Annotated in this window: 16 protein-coding genes and 1 pseudogene; 5 read left to right on the top strand and 12 right to left on the bottom strand. The window is 72.3% G+C overall.

Features of this window, described 5'->3' with window-relative positions:
* Positions 1-9: 9 nt before the first annotated feature.
* Positions 10-2,217, bottom strand: coding sequence for a diguanylate cyclase (locus AB0M35_RS00615; protein WP_363741802.1), 2,208 nt, complete (start codon positions 2,215-2,217; stop codon positions 10-12).
* Positions 2,218-2,302: 85 nt separating this feature from the next.
* Between AB0M35_RS00615 and AB0M35_RS00610 the strand changes: the two genes are divergently transcribed.
* Together AB0M35_RS00610 and AB0M35_RS00605 are read left to right on the top strand one after the other, a co-directional pair.
* Positions 2,303-2,968 carry a 5-formyltetrahydrofolate cyclo-ligase gene (locus AB0M35_RS00610; protein ID WP_363740148.1) on the top strand — a complete coding sequence of 222 codons (666 nt, stop codon included), beginning with the start codon at positions 2,303-2,305 and terminating at the stop codon, positions 2,966-2,968.
* Positions 2,859-3,170 (top strand): annotated as a pseudogene (locus tag AB0M35_RS00605) (FmdB family zinc ribbon protein); the annotation flags it as partial. The gene AB0M35_RS00610 and the pseudogene AB0M35_RS00605, both read left to right, overlap by 110 nt.
* Before the next feature lie 14 nt (positions 3,171-3,184).
* On the opposite strand, the gene AB0M35_RS00600 reads toward AB0M35_RS00605, so the two are convergent.
* Together AB0M35_RS00600 and AB0M35_RS00595 are read right to left on the bottom strand one after the other, a co-directional pair.
* Positions 3,185-3,382 carry a hypothetical protein gene (locus AB0M35_RS00600; RefSeq protein WP_363742003.1) on the bottom strand — a complete coding sequence of 66 codons (198 nt, stop codon included), beginning with the start codon at positions 3,380-3,382 and terminating at the stop codon, positions 3,185-3,187.
* Positions 3,383-3,444: 62 nt separating this feature from the next.
* Positions 3,445-3,618 (bottom strand): hypothetical protein, encoded by a 174-nt coding sequence (locus tag AB0M35_RS00595; RefSeq protein WP_363740147.1) that lies wholly within the window; start codon positions 3,616-3,618, stop codon positions 3,445-3,447.
* 126 nt (positions 3,619-3,744) lie between these two features.
* On the opposite strand from AB0M35_RS00595, the gene AB0M35_RS00590 reads away from it, so the two are divergent.
* A complete protein-coding gene (locus tag AB0M35_RS00590; protein ID WP_363740146.1) occupies positions 3,745-4,110 on the top strand; it encodes a hypothetical protein in 366 nt (121 codons plus the stop codon).
* Between the two features lie 34 nt (positions 4,111-4,144).
* Here AB0M35_RS00590 and AB0M35_RS00585 read toward each other — a convergent pair whose 3' ends face one another.
* On the bottom strand, positions 4,145-4,630 hold the full coding sequence (locus AB0M35_RS00585) for a DUF2231 domain-containing protein (protein WP_363741799.1): 486 nt from the start codon (positions 4,628-4,630) through the stop codon (positions 4,145-4,147).
* A 194-nt stretch (positions 4,631-4,824) separates the two neighbouring features.
* Between AB0M35_RS00585 and AB0M35_RS00580 the strand changes: the two genes are divergently transcribed.
* A complete protein-coding gene (locus AB0M35_RS00580; protein ID WP_363740145.1) occupies positions 4,825-5,253 on the top strand; it encodes a Fur family transcriptional regulator in 429 nt (142 codons plus the stop codon).
* Positions 5,254-5,297: 44 nt separating this feature from the next.
* On the top strand, positions 5,298-6,188 hold the full coding sequence (locus tag AB0M35_RS00575) for an oxygenase MpaB family protein (protein WP_363740144.1): 891 nt from the start codon (positions 5,298-5,300) through the stop codon (positions 6,186-6,188).
* Positions 6,189-6,244: 56 nt separating this feature from the next.
* On the opposite strand, the gene AB0M35_RS00570 is transcribed toward AB0M35_RS00575, so the two are convergent.
* From AB0M35_RS00570 to AB0M35_RS00535, 8 genes are all read right to left on the bottom strand, one after another.
* Entirely contained in the window at positions 6,245-7,180 is a 936-nt protein-coding gene (locus tag AB0M35_RS00570; RefSeq protein WP_363740143.1) for a PD-(D/E)XK nuclease family protein, read from the bottom strand.
* Positions 7,181-7,223: 43 nt separating this feature from the next.
* Complete coding sequence (locus tag AB0M35_RS00565; protein WP_013731434.1) at positions 7,224-7,838, bottom strand: MarC family protein; 615 nt, start codon at positions 7,836-7,838, stop codon at positions 7,224-7,226.
* A 32-nt stretch (positions 7,839-7,870) separates the two neighbouring features.
* Positions 7,871-8,731, bottom strand: coding sequence for a PHP domain-containing protein (locus AB0M35_RS00560; RefSeq protein WP_363740142.1), 861 nt, complete (start codon positions 8,729-8,731; stop codon positions 7,871-7,873).
* A 9-nt stretch (positions 8,732-8,740) separates the two neighbouring features.
* A complete protein-coding gene (locus AB0M35_RS00555; protein ID WP_363740141.1) occupies positions 8,741-9,970 on the bottom strand; it encodes a hypothetical protein in 1,230 nt (409 codons plus the stop codon).
* A gap of 50 nt (positions 9,971-10,020) precedes the next feature.
* Entirely contained in the window at positions 10,021-10,854 is an 834-nt protein-coding gene (locus AB0M35_RS00550) for a SigE family RNA polymerase sigma factor (protein WP_363740140.1), read from the bottom strand.
* Between the two features lie 101 nt (positions 10,855-10,955).
* The gene (locus AB0M35_RS00545) at positions 10,956-11,843 is read right to left on the bottom strand and encodes a PH domain-containing protein (RefSeq protein WP_363740139.1); all 888 of its coding nucleotides are present in this window, start codon (positions 11,841-11,843) and stop codon (positions 10,956-10,958) included.
* Between the two features lie 6 nt (positions 11,844-11,849).
* The gene (locus AB0M35_RS00540) at positions 11,850-12,008 is read right to left on the bottom strand and encodes a hypothetical protein (RefSeq protein WP_007455302.1); all 159 of its coding nucleotides are present in this window, start codon (positions 12,006-12,008) and stop codon (positions 11,850-11,852) included.
* 116 nt (positions 12,009-12,124) lie between these two features.
* Positions 12,125-12,808: a TFIIB-type zinc ribbon-containing protein gene (locus tag AB0M35_RS00535; protein WP_363740138.1), complete on the bottom strand. Its 684-nt coding sequence runs from the start codon at positions 12,806-12,808 to the stop codon at positions 12,125-12,127.
* Positions 12,809-12,920 lie beyond the last annotated feature (112 nt).

The following is a 12,920-nucleotide window of genomic DNA, read 5'->3' as shown; positions in this document are numbered from 1 at the left end:
ACAACCGGCTCAGGTCGGCTCGGCGCGTTCGACCGACGCGCCGGGAGCGCCGCCAGGACCGGCCCGGGGCAGCCCGTCAGCCGGTATGCGCGTGACGGCCGACACCGACATCTCCCGGGTGGACTGCACCGCCGGGGCGGCGCGGGCACCCCGACCGCCGTCCTCCGGGTCGTTGATCCGACTCGCGCCCACCGCCACCCGCCAGGTGTCCCGACCGGCTGCCTTGGCCGCATAGAGCGCCTCGTCCGCCACTTCCAGCACCCGCAGACCGGTCTCGGCGTGATCGGGGTAGACGGCGATCCCGATGGATACGGTGAACCGGATGGACTCGCCGACACCCGCGTGACCCAGCACCGTGACCGGGGTGTTTCGGACGGCCGCACCGAGCCGCTCGGCGACGATCGCGGCGCCTCGGGCGTCGGTTTCCGGCAGCAGCAGCACGAACTCCTCCCCGCCCTGGCGGAAGGCGAGGTCCACCTCGCGGATCTCGCCGCGAACCCGGCGCGCGAACTCGGCCAGCACCGTGTCACCGGCCGCATGACCGTACGTGTCGTTGATCTTCTTGAATCGGTCGAGGTCGAGGACGAGGACACTCACCATCCGACCGAACCGGCTGGCCCGTTCCACCTCCCGACGCAGCGACTCGCGCAGGTAGCGGTAGTTCCACAGGCCGGTCAACGGATCGGTGAGAGACAGCCGTTGCGCCTCCTCGTGGAGGCGTACGTTGTCGACCGCCACCGCCACATGCCCGGCAAAGGTACGCAGAGTGACCAGGTCGTCGTCGTCGAACTCCTCCCCGCCGAGCCGGTCGTAGAGGGCGAGTACCCCCAGCGGCCTGGCCGGCGGCCCGGTTGTGCCCGCGTATGCCGCGTCCTCCCCGGACCGGTTGCCCCCGGGCTCCCTGGGTCTGCTGGTCTCCGGCGTGGCGAACGGCACGGCGATGTACGTGCGGCAACGCGGCTCGCCGGGCGACGCGGCAGTTTCCTCCATCCGACCTCGGCAGGGCTGGCCGGTGGCCGCGACCGCACCGACCACACTGTTGCCCAGTGGCACCTGCGGCGGCCCGGTGCCGGTCCAGCGCCCGTCGAGGCCCTCGGTGCACTGGGCGACGAGCACGCCGCCCGGCTCGGTGAGCAGTACCGCACCGGCTCGGGCCCCGGTCGCCGCGAGTGCGCTGTGCAGGATCACCCGCAGGATCCGTTGCAGGTCGTGAGTGCTGGCCAGGGTGTCGCCGAGCACGGCGAGGTGGCCGCGCAACTGGTCCCGGCTGCTGGCCAGCGCCGCCAGGTAGCCGTCGGTCTCCCGGGTCATCCGGTTGAACGCCCCGGCCAGCCGGCCGATCTCGTCGCCGCTGCGAACCGGCACCCGGGCGGTGAGATCCCCGGCGGCGACCCGGTCCACCGCACCGGCCAGTTCCACCAGCGGCCGGGTGGTCACCCAGGCCAGCCGCCAGGCCATCGCCACGCCCAGCAGGGCCGCCAGCAGCACGACGGCGACCAGCACCGGGTACAGCCCCGGCGGCTGGTCACTGGGCACCGACAGCACCAGCGGCAGGGGTTGCCCCGGGACCGGACCGGCCCGCCGCAGGTATCGCCCGTCGGGCGTGCTGGTGACCCGCTCCTCACGCAGCGAGGAGACGGCGGCCAGGACCGCCTCCCGACCGCCGTCGGTCTCGGTGGAGTGGGCCACCGTCGTGGTCGGCGCGGTGCCGTCGAGCAGGGTCACCGCGACTCCGGTCACCGCCGCCAGTCGGGCGACGAGCAACGGGTCGACCGGCTGCGCGGCGGTGACCGTACCCAGTCGCGCGCCGCCGACGTCGCGCAATTCGACCCGGACCGCGAGCGCAGCGACCGGACCGGCGGGCCGTCCGGGCTCGGCGCAGTCCCGCCAGGGTGCCGGCGGAGCATTCGGGGTGGCGACGCTGACCCGGCCGGTGACGTCGGTGACCTGCACGGCCGCGGCGAGACCCCGACCGACCACCTGGCTGGCCGCGCCCGGGTGGTCGGTGGTGAGGGCGACGGCGTCCGCGGCGGCACGCAACTGCTGGCAGAGGGCGTCGATCGAGGTACGCACGGCGGCGGCGGCCACCGCCAGTCGTTCCGTGGCGCGGCTACGGTCGACCGCCGTCACGGTCGAGGCGACGAAGACGGCACCGAACAGGATCGGGCCGAACGCCACGGCCAGGAAGGCTGCTGTCAACCGCCCGCGTAGCGTCAACACTTCCCCCCGGAAGTTGCGCGACCGTTGCCTGCGATGCTGACACAGAGCGACCACCGGAAGAGCTTTGCGTGAGGAGTGTTGCGTGCCGGAATTTGCGGAAGACGCGGAAGTGACGCATGACGCGAAGCGAACGGTACGGGTGGAGTTGCTCGCCCGCCGCCGGGCGCTCACCGAAACCGAGCGCCGCTCGGCTGCGGCGCGCGTCCAGGACGAACTGGTCGCCCTGGTACGCCGGCTGCGGCCGATCCGGGTCGCCGCGTACCTGCCGGTCGGTAGCGAGCCCGGCGGAGCGCAGCTGCCGGCGGTGCTCGCCGACGCCGTGCCGGCCGGGGCGCAGCTGTTGTTGCCGGTGCTCTGCGACGACCTGGACCTGGACTGGGCACCCTGGGCCGGGCCGCAGGCGCTCGCGGCCGCCGGCCGGGGCATTCGGGAACCGACCACGCCACGGCTGGGGCCGACCGCTATCACCAGCGCCGACCTGGTCGTCGTGCCCGCTCTGGCGGTGGATCGTCGGGGCGTACGCCTGGGCCGGGGCGGCGGCTCCTACGACCGGGCGCTGGCCCGGGTGCCGACGACCGTCCTGACGGTGGCGCCGCTGCACGACGGCGAACTGCTCGACGCGCTACCTGCCGAACGTCATGACCGGCCGGTACGCGCGGTCGTCACGCCCACCGGCGGCCTGCTCCCACTCGACATCCTCTCGGGTGTCGTGCCCCACACTTCCGCTGGACGAACCGGGGGCCGATGACGCACCATTGGCACTCGAATACGTCGAGTGCCAACCGGCCGTGTCAGATCCGGAGGAGAACGTGCCCACCTACCAGTACGCCTGCACCGCGTGCGGTCACCAGCTCGAGGCGGTGCAGTCCTTCTCCGACGAGCCGCTGACCGAGTGCCCCGCGTGCGAGGGGCGGCTGCGGAAGATGTTCAACTCCGTCGGCATCGTCTTCAAGGGCTCCGGCTTCTACCGCACCGACTCCCGCTCGTCCGGCTCGGAGAGCACGTCGAGCAACACGAGCAAGTCCGGCGAGTCCGACTCGTCCTCCTCCGGCACGACCACGCCGTCGAGTTCGCCGAGTTCCTCGTCGTCCGGTTCGACCAGCAGCTCGTCGGGCGGTTCCTCGGGCAGCGGTACGGGCAAGGCGCCGGCAGCCGCCAGCACCTCCTGAGTCGTCGCCCGCTCGGGCGGGCGGTTCCGTCGGCGGATGCCGGCCTGGGCCCGAATCAGTCCCAGTGCGGTGGACGTTCGGCCAGCAACCGGTCGTCGTTGCTCCCGGCCCGCTCGCCCCAACCCTGGTCGGTGTCGTCGGCGGTCTGCTCGGGCAGCACCGTGAAGTCGTCGCCCAGGTCGACCACCCGATCGTCGTCGCCCCGGCTGCGGGGATCCTGCGTGCTCACGAGGCGCAAGGTTAGCCGCTCGGCGGCTGCCACCGGTACCTCGACGGTGACCAGGTGCCCCGGCGACGAACCGACCCGGCTCGGCCGATCGACCACCGCGCGATGGGCCGCGCTGACCGCGTAACCATGGGGTGGTTGGTAGCGTCGGACGGCGTGACGACCTCCCGACCCGGCCCGACCTCCGACGAGCCGTGGCGCCGACCCGAAACCGGCGACGGGGCCATATCCGGCAGTCCCACGGAGCACCGACCGGCACCGGCCGGCGGGTCGGACGGCTATCCCGGGCCGCCACCGACCGTCGCTCCGCCGGCCGGCTGGCGGCCACCGGTGCACCTGCAGGCCACGCCGCCCCGACAACTGCCGCCGCAGGACATGATCGCCCTGGACGCCCAGGAACAGCGGGCGCAGCGGGTGACCTGGGGGGTGGGCGCGGTCGCCGGGGTGATTCTCGTGGCGCTGGTCTGCCTGCTCTGCACCCGGGCGCTGTTCTGAGCGAACCTGCACCCGGGCGCTGTTCTGAGCGGGCCTACTCGAAGGTGTTGCCCCATACCATCTCGGCGCCCGAGTGACCGGTGAGCCAGACGTAGACCAGCGCAGCCACCCCGAGCCCCAGCACCACCAGCGACAGCACCGGGGCAGCCCAGCGGGGCAACTTCGGCAGCCGGTCGTGGCGGCTGGTCGCCACCAGCAACAACACGACCGTCACGGCCAGTCCCAGAGTGAGCCAGAACAGCACGTCGCCGTACTCGGCATGCTTGTTGATCTTATCTAGGATCTCGCCGGAGAAGCCCCGCGCGATCTGCCGTTCCTGCAACGCCTCGCCGGACTGCACACTGACCCACGCGGTGATCGGCGCGACCACCGCCAGGGCCAGCACCGCCCAGTCCAGGCGGGCCCGGAACCGGGGCAGCGCGACGTACGCGAGGGCGAGCAGCACCAGCAGCGGCACGAAGACCACGACCGCGTGCACCACCAACACGTGCAGGGGTAGACCCAGCGCCTTCTCGAACATCGACACCTCCGGCTGGATGATCGTGGCTGTCAGCGTACGGCGCGCCGAACAGCCCGCCCATCGCCCTGCTGGTTCACACGCCGGACGGATTCGAGAGGTTCAACCGTCCCATCGACTGATCCACTGGTGGTGGCCTGGGCCACCGGGCGAGCGCATTGGTTGTCGCATCTTGCGCGCCGTGTTGTCATTGACGCATGCCAACCGGCGAGGAACTGCTCCGGTCGAAGGGCCTGCGGGTCACTCGGCCGCGCCTCGCCGTGCTCGACGTCCTGGCCGGCGGTGGCCACCTTGAGGTTGACGAGATAACCCGCCGGGTACGTGAACGCCTCGACTCGGTCTCCACCCAGGCGGTCTACGACGTGCTGGGCGCGCTCTCCCGCGCCGGCCTGTCCCGCCGGATCGAACCGGCCGGCAGCCCGGCCCGATACGAGGCCCGGGTGGGCGACAACCACCACCACGTGGTGTGCCGTGGCTGTGGCGAGATCGCCGACATCGACTGTGCGGTCGGCGACGCCCCCTGCCTCGACTCCGGGACGTCCCACGGCTTCCAGGTCGATGAGGCGGAAGTCACCTTCTGGGGTCTCTGCCCCGCCTGCCGGACCCGCCGGACCACCGACCGCTGACCCGCAGGCTGGGGCTTGGCGCCGGTGCGTGGCAGGCTTGGCTGGTGGAATCTGCCGACGTCGGGTTGTTCGGTCCTGGATCTGTGTCGTGGAAGCTGCACGCGGAGCCGATTCTGTTCGTCGCCGGCCTCCGTTCGCTCTACCTTCAGGCACTGCACCCCCGGGCGATGGCCGGGGTGGCGCAGAACAGCAACTACCGCCGGGACGCCTGGGGGCGGCTGATCCGCACCGCCAACTACGTCGGGACCACCCTCTACGGCACCACCGCCGAAGCGGAGGAGGCCGGCCGACGGCTCCGCCGGATGCACGCCCGGATGACCGCGGTCGACCCGGCCACCGGCGAGCGGTTCCGAATCGACGAGCCGGACCTGCTCCGCTGGGTGCACGTCACCGAGGTGGAGTCGTTCCTCGACACCGGCCGCCGGGCCGGTGTGCCGCTGGACGCCGCCGAGGTGGATGCCTACTACACCGAGCAGCGCCGGGTCGCCGCCCTGGTGGGGCTGGACCCGCAGACGGTGCCCGGCACCGCCGCCGAGGTCGCCGAGTACTACCGGCAGGTCCGCCCCGAACTGCGCATGACCCGCGAGGCCGCCGAGACCGCGCTGTTCCTGACCGCTCCGCCGCTGCCGTGGAAACTCAGCCTGCCTGCCCGGATCGGGCTCAACCTGGGCCCGCCGAGGTGGGCGTACCTGGGGATCGCCGGCACCGCGCTCGCCCTGCTGCCAGCCTGGGCCCGGCGGCTCTACGGCGGGCTGGGCCTGCCGACCACCGCCCTCTCGGCCGACGTGACGGTACGCGCACTGCGGCTCGCCCTCACCGCGCTGCCCCGCGACTGGCGGGAAGGCCCGATGCGACGCGCCGCCGAGGAGCGTGCCGCACGCCTGACCGGCACCCGCCACCACCAGCGCCTGAACAGCCACCGCCAACCCGCCTGACCGGCACCTGGGCCCCTGCATCGCCCGTCACCGGCCGAGCCGGCGTGGCCGACGCTTCAGTCCTGCTCGGCGGGCGGCGCGGCGGGGCGTTCGACCGCGGCCCACGGCTCCTTGCCGGGCAGGTCGGCTCCTGCCGGGCAGGTACGGCGATAGTCGCACCAGGCGCAGCGCGGGCCGGGTGTAGTGGGGAAGGCGTCATCCGGGTCGCCACCGTCGGCGATCGACCGCTCGGCGGCCATGATGTCGCGGGCGGTCTCCTCCGCCCGCGACACCTGTCGGGCCAGCGACTCGACGGTGTGTTCGTGCGCCGCGACGGTGCCGCTGGGCAGGTGGTGCAGCTCGACCCGCCGGCACGGTCGGCGGAAGACCCGCTCGGCCGCGTACGCGTAGAGGGCCAACGCCTGCGAGCCTCGGGCGTCGTCGGTGTCCAGCCCGGTGCGGCCGGTCTTGTAGTCGACGATGACCAGTTCGGGACCGTCGACGCCGGTGCGCCCGTCGATCCGGTCGGCACGGCCGTTGAAGGCCAGCACCCCGGTCTTGACCGCCACCACCCGCTCCACGCCGACCGGCTCGTCGGCCGGATCGAGCCCGTCGACGTACGCCTCCAACCAGCCCAGGGCCCGCCGGTAGGCGTCGCGTTCCTGCTCGTCGTCGCGGTATCCCTCGCGTACCCAGGTGCCCTTGAGCAGGGTGGGCAGCACCTCGGGGCGACGCCGGTCGGCGGGCAGCGCGTACCAGTTCTTCAGGGCGGTGTGCACGCTGGCGCCGAGGGAGTTGTGCGCCCACGGCGGGCCCTTCGGCGGGGCGGGCCGGTCGACGTAGGAGTAGCGGTAACGGCGGGGACAGTCGGCGTACGCGCCGAGCTTGCTCGGCGTGCAGACGAACAGCCGCTCCGGCATGCCGTCGAAGCCGAGTTGCTCTGGCTGTGCATCGCGCGGCCGGGGCGCGCGACCACCGGCGGCGGGTCGTCCGGTCGGGGAGGCTCGTCGCACGCCTGCGATCCTGCCATCCACCCCCGACACTCCGCTCGACCGGTCAGCGGGTGGCGGTGAAGTCGGCCACGAAGGCGAAGATCGCGTCCGCGATGAGCTGCACGGCGATCGCCGCCAGCAGCAGGCCGGCGATGCGGGTGAGCACCTCGATACCGCCGGGCCGCAACACCTTGACGATGCCGCCGGAGAAGCGCAGCACGATCCAGACGGTCAGCATCACCGCGACGATCGCGGTGGCGATGGCCACGTAGTCGGCCGCCACGTCGGCCTGCTGGACGAAGAGCATGGTGGCCACGATCGCGCCGGGGCCGGCCAGCAGCGGCGTGCCCAGCGGCACCAGGGCGATGTTGGAGGTGGCCTGCTTGGTCGGATCGTCGGTCTTGCCGGTCAGCAACTCCAGCGCGACCAGCACCAGCAGCAGACCGCCGGCCGCCTGCAACGCCGGCAGATCGACGTGCAGGTACGCGAGCAGGGTCTGCCCCGCGACCGCGAAGACCACGATCACGCCGAGCGCGAGCGCGACCGCCTGCCAGGCGGCCCGGTTGCGCTCCCGCGCCGCCAGCGGACTGGTCAGGGCGAGGAAGATCGGCATCATGCCCGGCGGGTCGACGATGACCAGCAGGGTCACGAAAACCTCGCCGAAGAGCTTGAGATCCACCTGGTCACCGTAGCGGTGCGTCGGAACGGAGATCAGCCGGAAGCGACCTCGATCACGCCGGACGATGCGGCCACGATTCGTTCGTACGCCTCGGGCTCGGTGGTGAAGGCGCCCAACTGGACGGTCTTGTGCGTGCCGTGGAAGTCCGACGATCCCGTCACCAGCAGGCCCAATTCGGCGGCGAGGCCGCGCACATGCGCCCGTTCGGCCGGCGAGTGGTCCTCGTGGTCGGCTTCCAGGCCGGCCAGGCCGGCCGCCGCCAGCTCAGCGATCAGCTCGTCCGGCACGATCCGGCCCCGCCGGGTGGCCCGCGGATGGGCGAAGACCGGCACGCCGCCGGCCGCCCGGATCAGCCGGACGGCCCGGAAGACGTCGATGTCCTCCTTGGGTAGTCGGTACCGCTCCCCCAGCCAGTCGGGGCCGAACGCCTCGCTGGTGGTGGCGACCAGGCCGGCCCGGATCAGCGCCTGCGCGATGTGTGGCCGCCCGACGGTTCCACCGCCTGCCCCGGCCAGGACCTCCGGCCAGCTGACGTCGATGCCGTCGGCTCTCAGCAGCGCCACGATGCGCTCACCCCGCTCCACCCGGGCCGCCCGCACCCGGGCCAGTTCGGCGACCAGCTCCGGGGCGTCCGGATCGAAGAGGTACGCCAACAGGTGCAACGGCAGCGACGGCGTGACGCCGTCCCAGCGGCAGGACAGCTCCGCGCCTCGGACCAGGCGCAGCCCTGTCGGCAGGGCCCGCACCGCCGGCTCCCAGCCGGCGGTGGTGTCGTGGTCGGTGATGGCCACGACGTCGAGCCCGGCCGCGGCGGCGGCGTGGACCAGTTGGGCCGGGCTGAGCGTGCCGTCGCTGGCGGTGGAGTGGGTGTGCAGGTCGATCCGGGGGATCATGGCCCGAGGCTACCGGCTCAGCTCGGCCCCGCTGATTACCACAGGCGGCTGGCCGGCGGGCAGACCGGTGATGGCCACCAGGGTCGGGGAACCGCCACTGGTCGCCCGATCGACGTCCACCCGGGCCAGGCGACCGACGGCGTCGGCGTGGTAGTAGGCGGTTGCGGGCGTACTCCATGCCACGGCGCCGCTGATCGCGGGCCCGGCGACAACCGGTTCAACCGAGCTGTCCAGCCGAGCCAGGTCGACCAGCAGAGCCTTGTCCCCGCCGTCGGAACGACCGTTGGCCAGCAGCCAACGCCCGTCCGGTGACACCGCGCCCAGGCCGTCCCCATCCAGTCGCGGCCCGCATTCCGGGCCGGTCCGGGCGAGGTCGCGGGCCGGGTCCAGCAACGTCAGGCAGGTCGCCCCCGACTTGCCCGTGACCACCTCGCCGACCAGTCGGCCGTCGGGCAACGCACCGAAGATCTGGCTGGTCGACTCATCGGTGCCCGGCTCGAAAGCTCCTGGGTGCAGGCGCCACAGCACGTGCCCCGGGCGGTCGGGTGCCAGCCGTACCAGCACGGCACCGCTGACGAAGCGCAGCGGCATGGCTTCGGCGGGCACCTCGGCGCGGGCGATGGAGGCCAACTCGCCGTTGACGACTCGCGCGCTCGCCAGCACGGGGCCCTGCTTCCAGGCGACCTGGCGGCCGTCCCTGTCCAGGACGATCTCGTCGGCGCCGGCGAGCAGCACCTGCACGCTGCCGGTGGGCGCCACCGCCCAGAGGAAACGCCCGGCCAGGCCCGGCGCGCTGACTGCCAGCCAGCCGCGATCCTCGGAGAGGCGGTGGGCGCGTTCGATCCGGCCTGCGCCGACGACGGTGACCCGCCGGCCCTGGGCGGTGACGATCGTCTCGCCCAGGACGAGATCGACCTCGGCGAGCGGGGTGCCGGTGTCCGGTGCGGGTGGCGGGATCGTCGGCGTCCCGCTCACCTCGGGCAGTTGCTCCCGCTCGCCGATCACCACCGTGCTGCCGTTCGGTGGAGGCGCCTGGCCAAGCTGCATCGCCCCGGCACTGACCACGATGATCGCCGTCGCGGCCAGACTCATCCCGGCCAGAGCGCGGCGGCGTCGGATCCGGTTCGCCCGCCGGATCACCGCGTCCGCCGGATCGAGGACGCTCGCACGCGGCGTCCCGGCCTGCCGGGAGAACACCTCCCGGACGGCACGTTCCAGCCCGTCCTGCTCCACGTTCACTGGACGATTCGGAGTTCCGCTCGGGTTGTCACGACCTTCGGAAACTGCGTTCACCGTCGTTCTCCCGCCAAGGCGCCATCCGGCTGGGCGACGGCGACCGGCGGCTGCGCGGGTCGCCTGATGCCCGTCGACGGGGGCGCTGCCGTGCCGGCCGCTGCGGCGGGTCGGTCCTGGCTGCGCGCGGGGGTCGTAGAACCGGGCCGGCCGGTCGGTTCCGGGACACCGGCATGCCCGACCGGGGTTGTGCTCGGCGCGACGGTGGGCGGCGGGGTGCCGGGCCCCCGGGTCGGAGTCGGCTGGCCGATCCGCGCCGGAGCGCTCGCCCGCCCAGCCCGCCGGTTCCTCGGTGGGTCGGTGCTCGGCAACGCCGCGCCAGGTAGCACGAACGCCTCGTCCGCGCCGATCCTGCGGCGCAGGGTGGCCAACGCCCGGGAGGTCTGGCTCTTGACCGTGCCCGTCGAGATGTCGAGCATGGCGGCCGTCTGTGACTCCGACAGATCCTCATAGAAGCGCAACACCAGCACGGCACGCTGCCGGGCGGGCAGGGCCCGCAGGTGCCGCCAGAGCACGTCCCGGTCCAGTTGCTGCTCAATCTCGTCGACGGCCGCCCGCTCGGGCAGCATCTCGCTGGGACGCTCGCCGTGCCAGCGACGTCGCCACCAACTCGTCGAGGTGTTGATCATGACGCGCCGGGCGTACGGCTCGATCGCCTCGATGCCGCCAAGGCGCTTCCAGGCGAGGTACGTCTTGGTCAGCGCGGTCTGAAGCAGGTCCTCTGCGGTGCCCCAGTCCCCAGTCAGCAGGTACGCGGTCCGCAGCAGGGCGCTGGAGCGGGCGGTGACGAAGTCACGAAACTCCTCCTCCAGCGGATCACTGCTGGCCACACGCCACCTCCGTACCCGGCTCTGCGGGCAGCCTGCCACGGCCGGACCAGTAGGTCGAGGGCGGAAGGTGCGCAGCGGATCCGATTTTCGGTCAGAAACCTTCAGGCACCGTCGTCGGCCTTGGCCTCGTCCTGTTCCTTGCCCAACCGCGCCTCGACCGCCTGCGGCTCGTACATCTCCTCGACCACACGCAGATAGAGCTCGTTGGGGTTGGGCAGGTTCTTGACCTCACGCAGCGCCTGCTCCTGACCGGCCGACTCCAGCACGAAGGTGCCGTAGTTAAGGGCGCGGCCCGCCGGCGACTGCTCGTACTTCATGTCGGTGACCCGGGTCAGGGGCATCATGGCGACCCGCCGGGTGATGATGCCGTTGACCACCATGACCCGCTTGTTGGTCAGGATGAACCGGTCGTACCACCAGTCGGCGACCCGCCAGGCCACCCAACCCATCACCGCGAACCAGAGCAGCACGGCGATCGTGGTGAGCGCCCCGACGTCCTGTCCGGCGAGGAAGCCGGAGAGGTAGCCGAGCACGAAAGTGGCCGCGACACCGACGATGATCGGTGTGGCGAGGTGGATCCAGTGCCGCTTCCACTCCCCCCGGTAGCGCTCCGTGGGGAAGAGGTAGCGGGCGACCAGCGAGCTCGGCTCGTCCTCCAGTGGCAGGACCCGGCGTGGGGTCATGCCACTGGCATCGGCGCGCAGCCCCGCCAACTCATCCTCGGAGATCTGTGGCGGCTGGTAGCCCGCCTCGGGATCCCGCACCCAGGCCCGCCCCGACCGATCCTCGTCGACGTAGCCCGGCCCCGGGCCGTAACCGGCATCATCGGAGAAGAACGGACCGTCGGAGGAGTATGGGTCGGAGCGTGGACCCGGGTCACGGCCGGGGCCGTCGTCGGGGTCGATCCGGGGAATCGGCTCGGTGTCCTGTTCCCGACGCGCCCGATCGGGATCGTCGGGGTCGAAGGGCGGGCCGGAGGGGCTTCCCATCGGCGGCTAGGCGACCAGGCTGGTGAAGAAGTCGCCGAAGCCCTGGGCGATGTCCATGATGCCGCCACCGAGCGACTTGAACACGTCCGCGGCAGAATTTGGCCGGTAGGCGACAAAGAAGATCAAGAATGCGATTCCGGCCCAGGTGAGGACCTTCTTGACCATGGCGGGCCATCCTCTCGCGCGGCGCCGGGTCCCATTACCGCAGCGGCACCCAGAGTATCAGCGTGGTTTCTTACCGTGAATACCTGCGTCCGTTCTCCGACATTCCGGGGGGCTTGTCAAGCCTTCCCGTGCAGGTAAGGAGACGGTGCGCCGTACACGAGCTCGGATGGCGTCCACTCGACCAGGTCGTGCAACACCACGTCCTCCGCGAGCAGATGCCCCGCACTCGCCGGCCAGGCTATCGCATACAACCACAATCCCCGAGCCTCGCCGGCGTACGCGCTTCGATCCGTCAGAGAATTCACCAGCCACAGTGGAGTCGGGTGACCGGCCACCTTGATCCCGGCCCGCCCGACATGCCCGGGATGCCCAGGGCCGGGCTCGGTCAACGCCTCGGCGAGTTCCGGGCCCGCGTCGGGACCCGGCACCCCGGCGTACCGGGCGCCCAGCCCCACCCCCGGCTCCTCGGCCACGAACACCAGATCGGCGGGCCCACCGCCGAGCGGCGCCGGGCCGGCGCAGGCGACGGCGGTGGCGCGTACCCCGAGCCGGTCGTCGCCGGCCCATGCCACTCCGGTGGTGGTCCATCCCGGCGGCAACGGCCACGGGCACCACAGCGGCACCGCCGGCCGCTCCGGCTGCACGGCCGCCTGGATCCGGTCGACCACACTCGCCACGATCTCGGCGCCGATGTGCTCGGGCACATGCAGCGGGGCGACCGGGCCGCAGTCGGGACAACGCGACTCCCCGTGCATCAGGTCCGGTGGTCGCACCGGGCCGCCGCATCTAGGACAACTCACCGCAACAGTCACACCTCCACCGTTACCCGCCCGGAGCGAGCCGTCAAGCGGAGCGGCGTCATTGCCGGCGCAGCGCCGCCCGACTCGGCCAGCCGGCACCGCACCGGGCCAG

Origin of the sequence: Micromonospora sp. NPDC051196 (genome assembly GCF_040682415.1) — a bacterium.
In the GTDB taxonomy this organism is placed as follows: domain Bacteria; phylum Actinomycetota; class Actinomycetes; order Mycobacteriales; family Micromonosporaceae; genus Micromonospora.
This window is presented reverse-complemented; position numbering and strand designations above follow the sequence as displayed.